Annotated in this window: 14 protein-coding genes; 8 read left to right on the top strand and 6 right to left on the bottom strand. The window is 73.6% G+C overall.

Annotation, left to right across the window (positions count from 1 at the left end; all coding sequences use genetic code 11):
- Positions 1–41 precede the first annotated feature (41 nt).
- The 4 genes from HS045_RS21910 to HS045_RS21895 all read left to right on the top strand — a co-directional run bounded on the left by HS045_RS21910 (position 42) and on the right by HS045_RS21895 (position 5,092).
- Positions 42–1,055 carry an ABC transporter permease gene (locus tag HS045_RS21910; RefSeq protein WP_196453307.1) on the top strand — a complete coding sequence of 338 codons (1,014 nt, stop codon included), beginning with the start codon at positions 42–44 and terminating at the stop codon, positions 1,053–1,055.
- Positions 1,052–2,089 (top strand): ABC transporter ATP-binding protein, encoded by a 1,038-nt coding sequence (locus HS045_RS21905; RefSeq protein ID WP_196453306.1) that lies wholly within the window; start codon positions 1,052–1,054, stop codon positions 2,087–2,089. The genes HS045_RS21910 and HS045_RS21905 overlap by 4 nt, the downstream gene beginning before the upstream one ends.
- A complete protein-coding gene (locus HS045_RS21900) occupies positions 2,086–3,162 on the top strand; it encodes an ABC transporter ATP-binding protein (protein ID WP_196453305.1) in 1,077 nt (358 codons plus the stop codon). Before HS045_RS21905 ends, HS045_RS21900 begins: the two co-directional genes overlap by 4 nt.
- 256 nt (positions 3,163–3,418) lie before the next feature.
- Positions 3,419–5,092, top strand: coding sequence for an ABC transporter substrate-binding protein (locus tag HS045_RS21895; RefSeq protein WP_196453304.1), 1,674 nt, complete (start codon positions 3,419–3,421; stop codon positions 5,090–5,092).
- Between the two features lie 69 nt (positions 5,093–5,161).
- On the opposite strand, the gene HS045_RS21890 is transcribed toward HS045_RS21895, so the two are convergent.
- Positions 5,162–5,986, bottom strand: coding sequence for a GNAT family N-acetyltransferase (locus HS045_RS21890; RefSeq protein WP_196453303.1), 825 nt, complete (start codon positions 5,984–5,986; stop codon positions 5,162–5,164).
- Positions 5,987–6,065: 79 nt separating this feature from the next.
- Here HS045_RS21890 and HS045_RS21885 point away from each other — a divergent pair, with 79 nt between their 5' ends.
- A complete protein-coding gene (locus tag HS045_RS21885) occupies positions 6,066–6,920 on the top strand; it encodes a LysR family transcriptional regulator (protein ID WP_196453302.1) in 855 nt (284 codons plus the stop codon).
- Between the two features lie 31 nt (positions 6,921–6,951).
- Here the strand turns inward: HS045_RS21885 and HS045_RS21880 are convergent, their stop codons facing one another.
- Positions 6,952–7,731 (bottom strand): GNAT family N-acetyltransferase, encoded by a 780-nt coding sequence (locus HS045_RS21880; protein WP_230884527.1) that lies wholly within the window; start codon positions 7,729–7,731, stop codon positions 6,952–6,954.
- An 89-nt stretch (positions 7,732–7,820) separates the two neighbouring features.
- Positions 7,821–9,626, bottom strand: coding sequence for a pyruvate, phosphate dikinase (locus tag HS045_RS21875; protein WP_196453301.1), 1,806 nt, complete (start codon positions 9,624–9,626; stop codon positions 7,821–7,823).
- Positions 9,627–9,643: 17 nt separating this feature from the next.
- Between HS045_RS21875 and HS045_RS21870 the strand changes: the two genes are divergently transcribed.
- Positions 9,644–10,270, top strand: coding sequence for a transcriptional regulator (locus HS045_RS21870; RefSeq protein WP_196453300.1), 627 nt, complete (start codon positions 9,644–9,646; stop codon positions 10,268–10,270).
- 48 nt (positions 10,271–10,318) lie between these two features.
- Here the strand turns inward: HS045_RS21870 and HS045_RS21865 are convergent, their stop codons facing one another.
- From HS045_RS21865 to HS045_RS21850, 3 genes are all read right to left on the bottom strand, one after another.
- Positions 10,319–11,002 (bottom strand): response regulator transcription factor, encoded by a 684-nt coding sequence (locus HS045_RS21865; protein ID WP_196453299.1) that lies wholly within the window; start codon positions 11,000–11,002, stop codon positions 10,319–10,321.
- The gene (locus tag HS045_RS34840) at positions 10,999–12,357 is read right to left on the bottom strand and encodes a histidine kinase (protein WP_307827641.1); all 1,359 of its coding nucleotides are present in this window, start codon (positions 12,355–12,357) and stop codon (positions 10,999–11,001) included. The genes HS045_RS21865 and HS045_RS34840 overlap by 4 nt, the downstream gene beginning before the upstream one ends.
- 176 nt (positions 12,358–12,533) lie before the next feature.
- Positions 12,534–13,403 carry a RecB family exonuclease gene (locus tag HS045_RS21850; RefSeq protein ID WP_196453298.1) on the bottom strand — a complete coding sequence of 290 codons (870 nt, stop codon included), beginning with the start codon at positions 13,401–13,403 and terminating at the stop codon, positions 12,534–12,536.
- 189 nt (positions 13,404–13,592) lie between these two features.
- Between HS045_RS21850 and HS045_RS21845 the strand changes: the two genes are divergently transcribed.
- Positions 13,593–14,684 carry a site-2 protease family protein gene (locus tag HS045_RS21845; RefSeq protein ID WP_196453777.1) on the top strand — a complete coding sequence of 364 codons (1,092 nt, stop codon included), beginning with the start codon at positions 13,593–13,595 and terminating at the stop codon, positions 14,682–14,684.
- A 280-nt stretch (positions 14,685–14,964) separates the two neighbouring features.
- Positions 14,965–16,500, top strand: coding sequence for a hypothetical protein (locus HS045_RS21840; protein WP_196453297.1), 1,536 nt, complete (start codon positions 14,965–14,967; stop codon positions 16,498–16,500).
- The last annotated feature ends 10 nt before the right edge of the window (positions 16,501–16,510 follow it).

Here is a 16,510-nt window from a genome sequence, read left to right as displayed (position 1 = left end):
GGGGCCGGCCCACGAGGCCGGCCCCCGGAGCCGGGGGGACTGTGGTCACATACATCATCAGGCGCCTGATCGGCGCCCTGCTCATGCTCGTCATCGTGAGCATGGTCACATTCTCGATCTTCTTCGTGGTCCCCCGGATGGCGGGCGCCACGTCGGAGGACTTCGCCAACCGCTACCTGGGCAAGGCCGCGACGGCGGAGATGGCCGCGGTGGCGGCGGAGAAGCTCGGGTTCAACGACCCGGTCCCGGTGCAGTACGGGCGCTGGATCAAAGGCGTCTTCGCCGGCGCCGAGTACGACACCGGCGCCTCGGTCGAGCAGTGCCCCGCTCCCTGCTTCGGCTACTCCTTCGTCAAGCGGCAGCCGGTCTGGCCGGAGCTGATCGACCGGATCCCGGTGACGCTCTCGCTCGCGATCGGCGCGTCGGTCATCTGGCTGCTCGGCGGCGTCGCGACCGGCGTGCTCTCCGCCCTCAAGCGGGGCTCGTTCTTCGACCGCGCGGCGATGAGCGTCGCGCTCGCGGGCGTCTCCCTGCCGATCTTCTTCACCGGCATCGTCTCCCTGGTGGTCTTCAGCTACGGGATGGGCATCACCGCGCCGGGCGGTGCCTACACGCCGTTCGAGGAGAACCCGGCGGAGTGGGCCTACAACCTCCTGCTGCCCTGGATCACCCTCGCCTTCCTCTACGCGGCCTCCTACGCCCGGCTCACCCGCGCGGGCATGCTGGAGACCATGGGCGAGGACTACATCCGCACCGCCCGGGCCAAGGGCCTGCCCGAGTCCACCGTCATCACCAAGCACGGCCTGCGCGCCGCGCTCACCCCCATCGTGACGATCTTCGGCCTGGACCTGGGGCTGCTGCTCGGCGGCGCGGTGCTCACCGAGACCACCTTCTCGTTGAAGGGCATCGGCGACTACGCCGTCCAGGCGATCATGACGAACGACCTTCCGAAGATCATGGGCGTCACCATGGTCGCGGCGCTCTTCGTCGTGATGGCGAGTCTGATCGTCGACCTGCTCTACGCGGTGGTCGACCCGAGGGTGAGGCTGGGATGAGCACTCCGACGAGTTTCCTCGAGCTGAGGGACCTGCGCATCCACTTCCCGACCGACGACGGTCTGGTGAAGTCCGTGGACGGGCTCTCCTACAAGCTGGAGCGCGGCAAGACCCTCGGCATCGTGGGCGAGTCCGGCTCCGGCAAGAGCGTGACCTCGCTGGGCATCCTGGGCCTGCACAAGGGCACCCGGGCGAAGATCTCCGGTGAGATCTGGCTGGACGGCGAGGAACTGGTCAGCGCCTCCGCCGAGCACGTGCGCCGGCTGCGCGGCAAGAAGATGGCGATGATCTTCCAGGATCCGCTGTCGGCGATGCACCCCTTCTACACCGTCGGCCAGCAGATCGTCGAGGCCTACCGGATCCACCACAAGGTCAGCAAGAAGGTCGCGCGCAAGCACGCGATCGACATGCTCGGCCGGGTCGGGATCCCGCAGCCGGAGCGGCGCGTCGACAGCTACCCGCACGAGTTCTCCGGCGGCATGCGCCAGCGCGCGATGATCGCCATGGCCCTGTCGTGCGACCCCGAGCTGCTGATCGCCGACGAGCCGACCACCGCCCTCGACGTGACCGTCCAGGCGCAGATCCTCGACCTCATGCGGGACCTGCAGCGCGACTTCAACGCGGCGCTCATCATCATCACCCACGACCTGGGCGTCGTGGCCGAGCTCTCCGACGACATCCTGGTGATGTACGGCGGCAAGTGCATCGAGTACGGCACCGCCGAGGACATCTTCGAGCGCCCCGAGCACCCCTACACCTGGGGGCTCCTGGGATCGATGCCCCGCCTGGACCGCGAGCCGACCGAGCGGCTGATGCCGATCAAGGGCAACCCCCCGTCGCTCATCAACGTGCCCGCGGGCTGCGCCTTCCACCCGCGCTGCGCGTTCGAGGGGCGTACCGGCGGCAAAGCCGACACCGAGGTGCCGGCGCTGCTGGAGTCCTCGGGCGGCCACCTGGTCCGGTGCCACATGCCGCCGGAGCTCAGGCGCGACATCTGGGAGAACGAGATCAAGCCCAACCTGGAGTCCTCATGAGCGAGCGCGGTCAGCGGAGTGAGCCGCTGCTGTCGGTGCAGGGGCTGGAGAAGCACTTCCCGGTCACCAAGGGCCTGTTCCAGCGCCAGGTCGGCGCGGTCAGAGCGGTGGACGGCGTCAGCTTCGACGTCTTCAAGGGCGAGACGATCGGCCTGGTGGGCGAGTCCGGCTGCGGCAAGACCACGACGGGCCGCCTGATCACCCGGCTCATCGAGCCGACGGGCGGAAAGGTCGTCTTCGAGGGCAACGACATCACCCACATGTCGCAGTCGAAGATCCGGCCGCTCCGCCGCGACATGCAGCTGATCTTCCAGGACCCGTACTCCTCGCTGAACCCGCGGCACACGGTCGGCGCCATCGTCGGCGCGCCCTTCCGCATCCAGGGGGTCAAGACCGAGCACGGGATCAAGAAGGAGGTCCAGGACATCCTCGCGCTGGTCGGCCTGAACCCCGAGCACTACAACCGCTACCCGCACGAGTTCTCCGGCGGTCAGCGCCAGCGCATCGGCATCGCGCGGACCCTCGCGCTCAAGCCCAAGCTGATCATCGCCGACGAGCCGGTCTCCGCGCTCGACGTGTCGATCCAGGCCCAGGTCGTCAACCTGCTGGAGGACCTGCAGAACGAGCTGGACCTGACCTACGTGGTCATCGCGCACGACCTGTCGGTGGTCCGGCACATCAGCGACCGGGTCGCGGTGATGTACCTCGGTAAGATCGTCGAGCTGGCGGACCGCAAGGACCTGTACGACGCGCCGATGCACCCGTACACCAACGCGCTGCTGTCGGCGGTCCCCATCCCCGACGTCAAGCACCGGGGCGACCGCGAGCGGATCCGGTTGCAGGGCGACGTGCCCAGCCCGCTCAACCCGCCGCCCGCCTGCCGCTTCCACACCCGGTGCTGGAAGGCCCAGGTGATCTGCAAGACGGAGGAGCCGCCGCTGGTGGAGCTGGCCCCCGGCCACCAGGTGGCCTGCCACTTCCCGGAGAACGCCGACACGATCTCGGCTCCGGCGGCCGCGAAGATCGCACAGAACGTGCAGGACGCGCAGCACCCGAAGAGCACGATCGCCTGAGCGCGGCCTGACCGTCCGGCGGGGGCGCGGCTCGCACGCGCACGTCCCCGCCGGACGCTCCCGTGTCCGGGGCGCCCCACGCCGGGAACGCGATCGGGGTCCCGGCGGCGCCATCCGGCGACCGACTGTCACATTTCCGCCACATCCTCTCACCGAGGGTGGCCAGCCGCCTCGCGCCCGTGGATCCTTCGATCACCGGAGCGCCGGTCCGCGCGGACGGCCGCGATCCGGCGGTGAGACGGCTATGAGGTGCAGCATGCGACGAGACGGCGTGCCCCCGCGCAGGACGGCGGCGGTGATCGCGGGTTCGGCCCTGGTCCTGGCCGCCGCGGCGTGCGGGGACGACCCGGCCCCGGAGCGGGCCCGGCCGGCGGCGCAGGAGTCGGTCCTCGTCTTCGCCTCGTCGGCCGACCCGGCCATCCTCGATCCGGCCTTCCACAGCGACGGTGAGTCCTCCCGGGTGACCAGCCAGATCTTCGAGACGCTCGTGACCACCGAGCCGGGCGGCACCGGGGTCGCGCCCGGCCTCGCGGAGAGCTGGAAGGTCGGCGCGGACGCCGACGTCTACACCTTCACGCTCCGCCCGGGCGTGCGCTTCCACGACGGCGAGCCGCTGACCGCCGCGGCGGTCTGCGCCAACTTCGAGCGCTGGTACAACTTCACCGGTCTGGCCCAGTCGGACTCGGTCTCCTACTACTGGGTGACGGTCTTCCGGGGCTTCGCGAAGAACGAGTCCCGGACCCTCCGCAAGAGCCTGTACGGCGGCTGCGAGGCCCGCGACGACAGGACCGTCGAGCTGAGGCTCACCGAGCCGTCCGCGGCCGTGCTGTCGGCGCTGACGCTGTCGTCGTTCGGCATCGCCAGCCCGAAGGCGCTCACGGCGTACCGGGCCGACGAGGTCGCCGGGACCGCCGGCGCGCCGCGGTTCACCGGGACCTTCGGCACCCGGCACCCGATCGGCACCGGCCCGTTCAGGTTCGCCGGCTGGATCCCCGGCGACCGGCTGGAACTGGTGCGCAACGACGACTACTGGGGTGAGAAGGCCAGACTCGACAAGATCGTCTTCCGACCGATCGAGAAGACCGCCGACCGGGCGCGGGCGCTGCTGGCCGGCGCGGTGCACGCCTTCGACTACGCCGACCCGGCCGACCTGGAGACGCTCAGGAAGGCCGGTGCGCAGGTGCTGGAGCGGGCGTCGTTCAACATGGGCTACCTGGGCTTCAGCCAGAAGACCCCGATCATGCGGGACCGGCGGATCCGCCGGGCCATCGCCCACGCGATCGACCGGGAGAAGATCGTCAGGACCCGGTACGGCGCGGGCGCCAAGGTCGCCGAGGCGTTCATGCCGGACAGCCTGTGGGGCCACAGCGAGGACTTCGCCCGGTACGACCACGACGTGGCCGAGGCCCGGCGGCTCGTCGCCGCCTCCGGCGTGGCGGACCCGGTCCTGGAGTTCTGCTACCCCAGCGGGGTCAGCCGCGCCTACATGGTGGACCCGGAGGGCAACTTCCGGCTGATGAGGGCCGACCTGGAGGCCGCCGGCCTCACGGTCCGGCCGAAGGTCCTGCGGTGGAGCCCCGACTACCTCGACGCCACCCGGGCCGGCGACTGCCCGCTGTACCTCCTGGGCTGGAACAGCGACTTCGGCGACCCCGACAACTTCCTCGGCACGTTCTTCCAGTCGTTCTCCCACCAGTGGTCGTTCCGGAACGAGAAGATCTTCAGGGTGCTGGACGCGGCCGAGAAGGAGCCCGAGCAGGCCGTGCGGGAGAGGCTGTACCGGCGGGCGAACGCGCTGCTGGCCGACTTCGTGCCGGGCGTGCCGTACGCGCAGAGCCCCTCGTTCTCGGCCGCCGCCAGGAACGTGACCGGCTGGACGCCGAGCCCGGTGCTGCCCAGCGACTCCTTCGCCCGGGTCGCGCTGCGGTGACCGGCCGCGTCCCCGCTGCCAGGCCGGGAGCCGGACTCCGCCGGGAGGCGTCCACCCGCGTCCTCGGCGTCAGCCCAGGGCGGACATGACGGGGGCGAAGAACCGGCTCCGGTCGCCGGGGAGCGGCCCGGCGCCGAGGACCATGTCCGAGGTCCGCATCCCCGCCGCCACGCCGCGGGCCTCCAGCCACGCCGCCAGTTCCGGGCGGTCGTCGGCGACCTCGACGCGGACCGGCCCCCGCGCCCGGACGGCGAGATCGGCGATGAGCGCCCGGGCGGCGGCGGGGTCCGGGGCGATCACCGGTCCGATGACGGCGTTGCTCACGTTGCGCCACCGCCCGGCGTAGCCGGCGATCCCCCCGCGCCGGTCCTCGACCACCCGCAGTTCCTCGGCGAAGTCCGCGTACCTCTCCAGCAGCGCCGACCGGTCGGCGCCGGCGACCTCCGCGTCCAGGCCGGTGATCGCCTTCAGGTCCTCCGGCGCGGCCGGGCGGGAGACCTCCGCCGCCTCACCGGTGAAGACGCCGACGTGCATGGCCGCCGCGCCCGTCACGCGGAAACCGAGGCGCTCGTACAGGGGGCGGCCCATCGCGGTCGCGTTCAGGAACACCGTCGCGCCGCCCGCCCGCTCCACCGCGTGCCGGACCAGGCGGCCGGCGAGCCCCCGGCGCTCGCACCGCTCGGCCACCAGCACCATGCTGACCGCCGCGGTGCGGGAGCCGTACCGGGTCAGGAGCGTCGTGGCGACGAGCGCGCCGTCCGGATCGGTGATCCCGTAGCCCTCACCGCCCTCCGCCAGGAAGCGCCACTTGCGCTCCTCCCGTCCCCATCCCCGGCTCTCGGCCAGGTCCAGGCAGGCGTCCACGTCGTCGAGGGTCAGTTCCCGGATCAGCATGAGACGATCATCCACGCCGCGGCTCGCGGCCGTCCGATAGTTTCCGGACATGGCGATAGTCGATGGCTATCGTGGCCGCATGAGCGTGACACTGCCCGCGGTGCGGGCGTTCGTCGAGGTCGCCAGGGCCGGTTCCTTCCGGGAGGCGGCGGCCCGCCTCGGCGTCAGCCAGCCCACCGTGAGCGCCGCCGTCAGACGCCTGGAGGCGGTGGCGGGGGAGCGGCTGCTGGTGCGGGACCGCGACGGGGTGCGCCTGACCGGGCACGGCCTGCGGGTGCTGGCCCACGCGGCGAGCGTGGTCAGCGCCGCCGACGAACTGGAGGCGGAGCTGACCGGGCGCGCGCCGGAGCTGACCGTCGGCTTCATGGGGGAGGCGGCGGGAGCGCTCACCGCCGGGCTGCTCGACGAGGTGCGCCGCGTCTCCGGCCGCGAGGTACGGCTGCGCCGCTTCGACTTCGACGACCCGTCCTGCGGCCTGCTGACCGGGGTCAGCGACCTGGCCGTGGTGTGGCCGCCGCTGACCACCGGGGACGTCCTGGAGGTCCGGCCGCTGGGCACCGACCGGCGGGCCGTCGCGGTGCCGGCCGGCGACCCGCTGGCCCGGCGGCCGGAGGCGGACCCCGCCGAGCTCGGCGGTCGCGTGTGGGTGGTGCCGAGCAGTCCGGACCCCGTCTGGCGGGCCTTCCGCCATCCGGCTTCCATCGGGGTGTCCGACGTCGCGGGCGAGGTCGGCTCCGGCGCGATCGAGGAGACGCTGGAGCTGGTCGCGGCCGGCCGGGGCGTCGCCCTGCTCTCGGAGAGCACCGACGAGCACTACGCCCGCACCGGCGTGGTCTTCGTCCCGCTCCCGACCGACCACCGGTGCGCCACCGCCGTCGCCTGGCGGCGCGGCGACACCCGGCCGGTGCTGACCGGCGTCGTCGCGGGCCTCTGACGCCCGCGGCGCGGGCGGCCGGCGGGGCCGCTCACTCCGCGGCGCGGTAGTGGTAGCCGCACAACTCGCTGAAACCCGTCCGGTCGTACAGCCGCAGAGCGGGGGCGTTGTCGCGCTCCACCTGCAGGTACATGCGGTCGGCTCCGTGCGCTCCGGCCCAGTCGGCCAGTGCGGCGAGCACCTGCCGGGCCGCGCCCCTGCCGCGGGCCTCCGGAAGCGTGGCCATGCCGAACACCCCCGCCCAGCCGGTGTCGGCGACGGCGCGGCCCACGGCGAGGACGTCGTCTCCGAGCAGCGCGCAGGCGTAGGCGGAGGGCCGTTCCACCCGGTCGAGCAGGTCCCGTTCGGAGCGCGGATCGCCGTGACCGTGCACGGCGTGCCAGGCCTCGAACCACGCGCGGGTCGGGTGCCCGTCCAGCCGGACCCGCAGCGTTCCCGCCGCCGCCCGCGCCCGCCGCAGGACCTGCGCGGTCGGTGCGGTCCGCAGCGACATCGGACTCTGCCGGAGGTAACCGCGCCCGGCCAGAACCGCGTCGAGCTCCGTTGGGCACGCTCCCGGGCTGATCTGGAACCGCGGGACCAGGCCGCGGGCGGCGTAGAACTCCTCCGCCTCGGCGACCCGGCGCGCCAGCCCGGCGGATTCGGCATGACCGTGCGGCAGCACCGTCCCCACCCACCAGGAGCAGCCGGGGGCGTGGCGCAGCCACCACCCGCCGGCGTCCTCGACCCGCTCGGCGGGCAGAGCCCGGGCGGCCCTCTCCTGCAGGTCCTTCACCATCTCCAGGCCGTTCGCGGTCGACGTCGCCGACATGCGCACGCACCTCCTTCCAGGGACCGCCGGCGCCGGACGCCTGCGGATCCCGTCGTACCGACATGGAGCAATGCCTCCCGGAACCGCGGCTAGGCGTTCCGGAGGACGGCTTGGGCGGCCCTGAGGCGCTCCGCCTCATCCCGGCTCTCTGCGGTGCCTTCGGAGCCGTCTCCGGAGCGGCTTTCCGCGTCGCCCCGGCCGCCGCTTTCCCGGCCGCCCTCCGGGTCGCCCGCCACGCCGCTCCCCGGGTCGCCGCCCCGGGCGCGGCCCGCGACCTCGTCGGCCCACGCGAGCAGACGGCGCAGGTGGGAGCCGGCCGCGGCGGGGGCGAGGGGCGCCGCGCCGACGACGACCTCCCCGCCGGTCCCGTCGACGGTGACGAGCGCGCCCTCCGGGACGGTGCGCCCGCCGGCCCGCACGCAGCCGGCGGCGACGTCGACCACGAGGTCCGCCGCTCCCACCACGGCGGGCTTGCCCATCGCCCGCGCGACGACGGCGGCGTGGCTGGCCGGTCCGCCGCGGGCGGTGACGACCCCCGCCGCGGCGGCCAGGCCGTGCACGTCCAGCGGGGAGGTGTGCGGGCGCACCAGGATGACCGGTCCGCCGGCGGCCATCCGGACCGCCCGGTCGGCGGTGGTGGCCACCCTGCCGGTCGCCACCCCCGGGCAGGCGCCCAGACCCCGGGTGAGGAGGTCGACCCCCGCGGCGGTGTCCACCCGGGGTGTGCGGACGTGGCGGAGGTGCTGCGGGGAGACCCGGAGCAGGGCCTCCCGGCGGTCGATGACCCCCTCGTCGGCCAGGTCGACCGCGACGCGGACGGCGGCGCGCCCGACGAGGCCGCCGGGCCGTACCTGCAGGATCCACAGCTCGCCCGCCTCGAAGGTGAACTCCACGTGGCAGGCGTCGCGGTGGTGCCCCTCGATCCGGTCCAGGGCGTCCAGGAGACCGGCCCACACCGCGGGCTCCCGCCCGGCCAGCTCGGACAGCGGCCGGGTCGCCGACCTGCCGGAGACGACGTCCTCGCCCTGGCGGCCGGGCAGGAACTCGCCGAAGGGGACGCGCTCACCGGTGTTGGGATCGCGGCTGAAGGCGACGCCGGAGCCGCTGCGCTCATCGCGGTTCCCGAACACCATGGCCTGCACGGTGACCGCCGTGCCGAGATCGTGCGGGATGCCGTGCAGCTCGCGGTAGGTCCTGGCGCGCGGCGTGTCCCAGGACGCGAACACGGCCCGCACGGCCGGTTCCAGCTGCTCCATCGCGTCGTCCGGGACGGGCCGTCCGGCGCGTTCGCGGATGAGGGCCTCCACGCGTCGGACCGCCCCGGCGAGGCGTGCCCCGTCGTCGTGGCCGTCGTCGCGGTGGCCGTCGTGCGGACCGCCGCGGTCGTCCTCTCCGGTGCGGTCGTCCCCGCCGCCGGGGCCGGCCGCCGCCCGCGCGGCGGCCTCCAGGTGCTCCGGGTCCAGGCCGAGGACCGCCGAGGCGTAGCCGGTCAGGAACCGCAGGCGCGAGTCGAGCGCGAACCGCGGATCGCCCGTCTCGGCCGCCAGCGCCGCCGTGGCCCCGGTGGTCAGCCCGAGGTCGAGGACCGTGTTCATCATGCCGGGCATCGACACGCCGCCGCCCGAGCGGACCGACACGACCAGCGGCCGCCCGGGGCCGCCGAAGCGCCGGCCCGTGGCGGCCTCCAGCCCCGAGACGGCGGCCGCCAGCTCGGCGCCCAGGCCGTCGGGCAGCCGGCCGTCGCGCAGGAAGGCGCGGCACGCCCCGGTGCCGATGACGAACCCCGGCGGCACGGGGAGCCCGAGACGCCGCAGCACGACCAGGCCGTGGCCCTTGCCGCCGAGGACGTCCGGGCTCTCCTCGGTCTCCGGCGCGAGGGGGTGGATCCAGGTCACCGGGATATCCTTTCACCGTGCCGACCCCTCCTCTGCCGACCAGCGCCGACCTGCTGGTGCTGCACACCCTCCGCTGCATCGGGTTCGCCGAGCTCGCCCGCGTGTCCGCGGTGACGGGGCTGCCGGAGCCGGACGCCGAATCCGAGCTGATCGACCTCGCGGTGGCGGGCCTGGTCACGCGCGTTCCCGGGGAGTTCGGCGGGTGGGGCCTCACCGAGGCCGGTCGCGTCGCGGACGCCGAGCGGATCGCCGCCGAGCTGGACGCGGCGGGCGCCCGGAGCGCGGTGGCCGCGGCGTACGACGACTTCCTCGTGCTCAACCCGGAGCTGCTGGATCTCTGCTCGGCGTGGCAGCTGCGGTCCGTCGACGGCGTCGTGACGCAGAACGACCACGCCGACCCGGCCTACGACGCCCGGATCCTGAGGCTGTTCACCGACTTCGACCGGCGTGCCGACGCCGTCTGCGGGCGGCTGTCCGCGGCGCTGCCCCGGTTCCGGCGGTACCGCGTCCGGCTCGCCGACGCGCTCGCGCGCGCCGGCTCCGGCGCGCCGGAGCGGCTGACGGACGACGTCGAGTCCTACCACACCGTCTGGTTCCAGCTCCACGAAGACCTGCTCGTCACCTTGGGCATCCCGCGGCACTGACCCGTCCCGGCCCGCGGCGCCCCGGGACGGACCTGGCGGGGGACGCGCCTAGGAGGTGGCGCCCGGCGTGATCAGGCCGGTCTCGTAGGCCAGGACCACGGCCTGGACGCGATCGCGCAGGCCGAGCTTGGTGAGCACGTTGCCGACGTGGGTCTTGACCGTCGTCTCGCTCACCACCAGCTCGGCGGCGATCTCCGCGTTGGACAGGCCGCGCGCGATCAGTTTCAGCACCTCCAGCTCCCGGTCGGTGAGCCGGTCCAGGCGGGCGGGGGTGGACTGCTGGTGGACCGAGGGCAGACGGGCGCCGAACCTGTCCAGCAGCCGCCGGGTGACGCTCGGCGCGACGATGGCGTCCCCCGCCGCGATCACCCGGATGGCCTGCACGAGCTCGTCCGGCGGGACGTCCTTCAGCAGGAAGCCGCTGGCGCCGGCGCGGAGCGCCTCCACGATGTACTCGTCGAGGTCGAAGGTGGTCAGCACCAGGACCCTCGGCACGTGCGCGCCGCCGGTGGCCCCGCGGACGATCCGGTGGGTCGCCTCGATGCCGTCCACCCCCGGCATCCGGATGTCCATCAGCACCACGTCGGGCAGCAGCGCCCGCGCCTGGTCCTGGGCGACCTTGCCGTCACCGGCCTCACCGACCACCGCGATGTCCGGCTCGCTCTCCAGGATGAGGCGGAATCCGGTGCGCAGCAGCGGCTGGTCGTCCACGAGCAGCACCCTGATCGTCATCGCGCATCCTTGAAGGGGAACCGGGCATCGACCGCGAATCCGCCTTCCGGACGCGGGCCGATTCTCAGGATTCCACCATAGAGGGCGACCCGTTCGCGAATGCCGACCAGCCCGTGGCCGATCCGGCCGCCGTCGGGGACGGGGACGGGGCCCCGGCCGTCGTCCTCGACCCGGACGGTCAGCTCGCCGGGGCCGCGCCGTACGGTCACCCAGGCGCGGGCGCCCGGCCCCGCGTGCCGCAGGGAGTTGGTGAGCGCCTCCTGGACCAGCCGGTAGGCGGCCAGGTCCACCCCGGGCGGCAGCGGGGACGGTCCCCCCGCGCGGTCCCCGCCCCGGCTCCCGTTCTCGCCCCGGTCCTCGGTTCCGTCCCCGCCTCCGTTCCGGTCCGCGGTCCCGGTCTCGTCTTCGCCGTCGTTCCCGTTCCCGGTCGCGTTCCCGGTCGCGCAGGAGCGGACCCGTCCGGCGCCGTCGATCTCCTCGAACCGCAGCCGCGTGCGCAGGCCCGCCTCGGACATCTGAGCGGCCAGGAAGGGGAGCGAGCGGAGACCGGGGCGCGGTTCCCGCTCGGCGGGGGCCGACTCGGTCCTCAGCACGCCCACGATGGCGCGCATCTCGGCCATCGCGGCCCGGCCCGTGTGCTCGATCGCCGACAGCGCCTCACGGGCCCCGTCGGGGTTGCTCGCCAGCACCCGCCGGGCCGCGGCGGCCTGCACGGTCATCACGCTCACGTGGTGGGCGACCACGTCGTGCAGTTCCCGGGCGATGCGGGAGCGCTCCTCGGCCCTGGCGGCCCGGGTGTCGGCCTTTCGCGCGCGCTCCAGCCGGTCCGCGCGGTCGCGCAGCTCCGCCAGGTAGGCGCGGCGCAGCCGCAGGCTCCGCCCCACCAGCCAGCACGTCACGGTGAGGACGACCTCGAACGACGGGGAGGTCCAGTCGCCCGGGTCGCTCCGGATCACCGCGACCGCGAGGCGGCCGGCGATGGCCGCCGCCAGCGCGCACAGGCTGAGCGCCAGGCCGCGCCGGGCGGAGACGGTGGAGACCAGCCAGAGCACGGCGAGCCCGAGCACCGGTCCGTCCGCGCCGAGCAGGGCCAGCGCCAGCTCGGCGGCGAGGACCAGGCCGAGCGCCAGGAGCGGGCGGGAGCCGCGCAGCGCCGCGGCCAGGCAGCCCAGCACGAGCAGGGCCGCGCCCGGCCAGCCGGGTCCCCCGGCGGGACCTTGCGGGGAACCGTCCGAGGCGAGGGGGAGGCGGACGGAGGAGACCGCGGCGACCGCGAGCAGCACCGCGACGGCCGCGTCCGCGATCAGCGGCCGGTCGCGGAGCCAGGGCCGCAGGCCGCCCAGGGTGGTGCGCACACCATCAATCTAGGCGTCCTGCCCGGCGCTCCACCCTGCTGGAGGGGGAGATCGGCCTCATCCCCGCGGAGGACGCCGCGCCACCGCCATCCGGAGCGCCGCGGCGGCCGTGCGGCTGCGGACCACTCCGTGCGGCGGATGCTCCGCGCCGGGCCGTACGGCCGTCCGCGCGGCGCTCAGACCTCGTCGGTGGCCTCCTTGACCGCGCGGCGGGTGCTGCGCACGGTGTCGCCGGGCTGCCGGGCCGGCAGGGGCGGAGGAGTGCCGCCGTAGGCGGGGCAGAGCTCCTTGTAACTGCACCAGTCGCACAGGCGGCTGGGCCGGGCGACCCACTCGCCGCTGTCCAGCGCCCGCTCGATGGCCGTCCACAGGGCCTGGACCTTGCGCTCGGTGGCCCGCAGGTCCGCTTCGTCGGGGGAGTAGCGGAGGATCTCACCGCCGCCTCCGAGGTACATCAGCTGGAGCAGGCGGGGCACCGAGCCGTGCAGCCGCCACAGCACCAGCGCGTAGAACTTCATCTGGAACAGCGCCCTGCCCTCGAAGGCGGGCCCGGGCGCGCTCCCGGTCTTGTAGTCGACGACGCGGACCTCGCCGGTGGGCGCGACGTCCAGCCGGTCGATGTAGCCCCGCAGCATCAGGCCGCTGTCGAGCACCACCTCGACGTAGAGCTCCCGCTCGGCGGGCTCCAGCCGGCTGGGGTCCTCCAGGGTGAAGTAGCGCTCCAGCAGGGCGCGGGCCTGGGCCAGCCACCGGGCCTGCTCCTCCTCGCCGTCGAACATGCCGGCGTAGGCGGGCTCCCGCTCCAGCAGCCGCCGCCACTGGGGCTCCAGCAGGTCCAGGGCGGCGGCGACGGTGCGCGCGGGCGCCGGCAGGTCGTAGAGCCGCTCCAGCACCGAGTGGACCACCGTGCCGCGCACGGCGGCGGGCGACGGCGGCTCGGGCAGCTGGTCGATCACCCGGAACCGGTAGAGCAGCGGACACGTCATGAAGTCACCGGCACGGGACGGCGACAGCGCTCCGACGATCGTGGGCTCGGTCAGTGACATGCCCGCACTGTAGGCCACCCCGGCGACAGTTCGGGCTCACCCGGCCGTCCGGTGGCCGCGCGGTGACCGCTCGGAGCCGACGGACAGGCCGCCGGCGCGTAGCATCGAGGCCGGAAGCGGTGTGCGACGAGGAGTGGTGAGCCAGCGGTGAGCAACGACAGCCCGCGCCAGGACAGCCCGGGTCTGCGGATGGGACGCCCGTTCGGCGTCCCTGTCTACGTCTCGCCGACCTGGTTCCTGGTGGCGGCGTTCATCACCTTCACCTTCCAGCCCGTCGTGGTGTCGCGCCTGCCGGAGCTGAGCACCGGGCTCTCCTACCTCGTGGCGCTCGCCTTCGCGGTGCTGCTGTACGTCTCGGTCCTCCTGCACGAGCTGGCGCACTGCGTGGTCGCCAAGGCGTACGGCCTGCCGGTCCGCCGCATCACGCTCTACCTGCTCGGCGGCGTCTCGGAGATCGAGCGCGAACCGGACACCCCCGGCAGGGAGTTCATGATCTCCTTCGCCGGGCCGCTGCTCTCGCTGGGCCTCGGCGGCGCGGGCTACGCCCTCGAGCATGTCCTGGACCCCGGCACCGTGCTGAGCGTCCTGACCCTCCAGCTGTGGGTGGCGAACCTGATCGTCGGGGTCTTCAACCTGCTGCCCGGCCTGCCGCTGGACGGCGGCCGGATGCTCCGCGCCGGAGTGTGGAGGCTCACCCGCAACCCGGCCTCCGGGACGGTCGCGGCGGCCTGGGCCGGGCGCGTGCTGGCCGTGCTCCTGGTGGTCTGGCCCGCCGGCCTGTCGCTGATGAGCGGGCAGGAGCCGAGCTGGAGCATGCTCGTCTGGTCGGTCCTGCTGGCCTCCTTCATCTGGTTCGGCGCCACCCAGGCGCTGCGCGGCGCCCGGATGCGGGCCCGCATCCCGCAGATCAACGCCCGCGCCCTGGCCAGGCGGGCCGTTCCGGTCACCGCCGACGTGCCGCTGGCCGAGGCGCTGCGCCGGGCCGCGGAGGCGCAGGCCGGCGCCCTGGTCGTGGTGGACCACGAGGGCAGCCCGACCGGGATCGTCAGCGAGGTGGCGGTGGAGGCGACCCCGGAGGCGCGCCGTCCCTGGGTGACGGCCGGCTCGCTGGCGCGCAGCCTGGAGCCGTCGCTGGTGCTGGCCGCCGACCTGGAGGGGGAGCCGCTGATCGAGGCGATGCGCGGGGCCCCCGCCGGGGAGTACCTCCTGGTCGAGCGCGGCGGGGAGATCTTCGGCGTGCTCGCCACCGCGGACGTGAACCGGATGTTCACCGGGGTCTGAGCGGACCGCGGGAGGGGCCGCCCGGGGCCGGAGCGGCTTCCGAGGGGCTTCCGAGCGGGCCGTGAACGGGCTCCGAGCGGGCCGTGAACGGGCTCCGAGCGGACGGGCGAACCACCCGGCGGGTACGGGCGTCTCACTGAGTGCGCACGAACGGCGAAACGGGGACGACGGCGCAGTCTGAGGAGAAAACGCCTCTTCGTCCCACTCGTTTTCAGGGCGCACCGGGACTAGTGTTTGGCCGACCGAAGCGGTTGGCCACGGATCCAAGGGACGCATCGCATTGGCACCCCCCCGCACGCCGGCCTCGCCCGGTGACCTCACCCCCGAGCTGCTCGGCGCGTCCGAATGGACCGACCAGCTGGTCGCGACCGCCGGGATCCCGATCTACGACATCCCCTTCCTGACCGTCGGCGGCGGGATCGGCTCCTTCGTGACCCTCGACTACCTGCGGATCTACGGGGTCCCCGCCTCGCAGATGCGGGTGGTCTCCAACATCGACCACCCGTGGCAGACCTACGAGTTCCTCACCCGGTGCTCGCAGATCCCCCGCTCCGAGCGGATCCGCTCCGACTCCTCCTCCCGGCCGGACAACCTCTGGGGCTTCCCCTCCTACGCCCTGGAGGAGGCGTGGAAGGACAAGAACCCCGCCTACCTGTGGCAGCTGCTCACCGAGCCCCTGATCAACGACTACTGGACCCCGCGCGCCGGGACGGTCTTCGAGAACCTGGAACGCGAGGCCAGGCGCATCGGCTACTGGGACATGCTGGTCAAGGGCCAGGTCCGGATGGTGCGCCGCCGGGCGGGCGGCGGCTACTTCACCGTGGTGACCCCGCCCGAGGGGGCCGCGCCCACCAAGCGCATCGTCTTCCGCTCGCGCTTCGTGCACATCGCCGTCGGCTACCCGGGCCTGAAGTTCCTGCCCGACCTGCAGGAGTTCCGCACCAAGCACGGCGACTACCAGCACGTGGTGAACGCCTACGAGCCGCACGAGCAGGTCTACGAGTTCCTCAAGGCCCGGCCGGGCACGGTGGTCATCCGGGGCGGCGGCATCGTCGCCTCGCGGGTGCTCCAGCGCCTGTTCGACGACCGGGAGAGGTTCGGGCTGAAGACCCAGATCGTCCACATCTTCCGGACCTTCGTCACCGGCTCCCACGGCCCGCACGCCTGGGCGCGGCGCAAGGGCGGCAACGGCTGGGCCTACCAGGGCTTCAACTATCCCAAGTCCGTGTGGGGCGGCCAGCTCAAGGCGGAGATGCGCAAGCTCGAGGGCGCCGAGCGGGCCAAGAAGTACAAGGAGATGGGCGGGACGAACACCCCCTACCGGCGGCGCTGGCAGGAGCAGATGCGCGCCGGGCGCGAGGGCGGCTACTACCACGCGGTGCAGGGCACGGTGGACCGTGTGGAGCGTTCCCCCGACGGGCGGCTGGTCAGCCACGTGCGCAGCGCCGACGGGACCGTCCGCGAACCGGTGTCCGACTACATCATCGACTGCACGGGCCTGGAGGCCGACATCGCCGAGCACCGGATCTTCGCCGATCTGCTGGAGCACGGCGGAGCCGGACGCAACCCGGTCGGCCGCCTGGACGTGGAGCGCCACTTCGAGGTGAAGGGGACCGCCAGCGGCGACGGCGTGCTCTACGCCTCCGGCTCGGCCACCCTGGGCGGCTACTTCCCGGGCGTCGACACCTTCCTCGGCCTGCAGATCGCGGCCCAGGAGATCGCCGACGACCTGGCCAGGCGCGGATTCGTCCGGAGGATGGGACCGCTGCGCTCCACCTCGCAGTGGTTCAAATGGGTTCTCAACTCACCGGTGTAAGGAGGTCGGC

Origin of the sequence: Planomonospora sp. ID82291 (assembly GCF_015711645.1) — a bacterium.
In the GTDB taxonomy this organism is placed as follows: Bacteria; Actinomycetota; Actinomycetes; order Streptosporangiales; family Streptosporangiaceae; genus Planomonospora.
The sequence above is the reverse complement of the archived record's forward strand: the minus strand, read 5'-3'. Positions and strand labels throughout refer to the sequence as shown.

What these genes read in the sequence shown, in the direction of transcription:
- HS045_RS21905 (WP_196453306.1), top strand. Translation starts at nt 1,052, where the DNA reads ATGAGCACTCCGACGAGTTTCCTCGAGCTGAGGGACCTGCGCATCCAC.
- HS045_RS21900 (WP_196453305.1), top strand. Translation starts at nt 2,086, where the DNA reads ATGAGCGAGCGCGGTCAGCGGAGTGAGCCGCTGCTGTCGGTGCAGGGG.
- HS045_RS21895 (WP_196453304.1), top strand. Translation starts at nt 3,419, where the DNA reads ATGCGACGAGACGGCGTGCCCCCGCGCAGGACGGCGGCGGTGATCGCG.
- HS045_RS21890 (WP_196453303.1), bottom strand. Translation starts at nt 5,986, where the DNA reads ATGCTGATCCGGGAACTGACCCTCGACGACGTGGACGCCTGCCTGGAC.
- HS045_RS21885 (WP_196453302.1), top strand. Translation starts at nt 6,066, where the DNA reads ATGAGCGTGACACTGCCCGCGGTGCGGGCGTTCGTCGAGGTCGCCAGG.
- HS045_RS21880 (WP_230884527.1), bottom strand. Translation starts at nt 7,731, where the DNA reads ATGTCGGCGACGTCGACCGCGAACGGCCTGGAGATGGTGAAGGACCTG.
- HS045_RS21865 (WP_196453299.1), bottom strand. Translation starts at nt 11,002, where the DNA reads ATGACGATCAGGGTGCTGCTCGTGGACGACCAGCCGCTGCTGCGCACC.
- HS045_RS21850 (WP_196453298.1), bottom strand. Translation starts at nt 13,403, where the DNA reads ATGTCACTGACCGAGCCCACGATCGTCGGAGCGCTGTCGCCGTCCCGT.
- HS045_RS21845 (WP_196453777.1), top strand. Translation starts at nt 13,593, where the DNA reads ATGGGACGCCCGTTCGGCGTCCCTGTCTACGTCTCGCCGACCTGGTTC.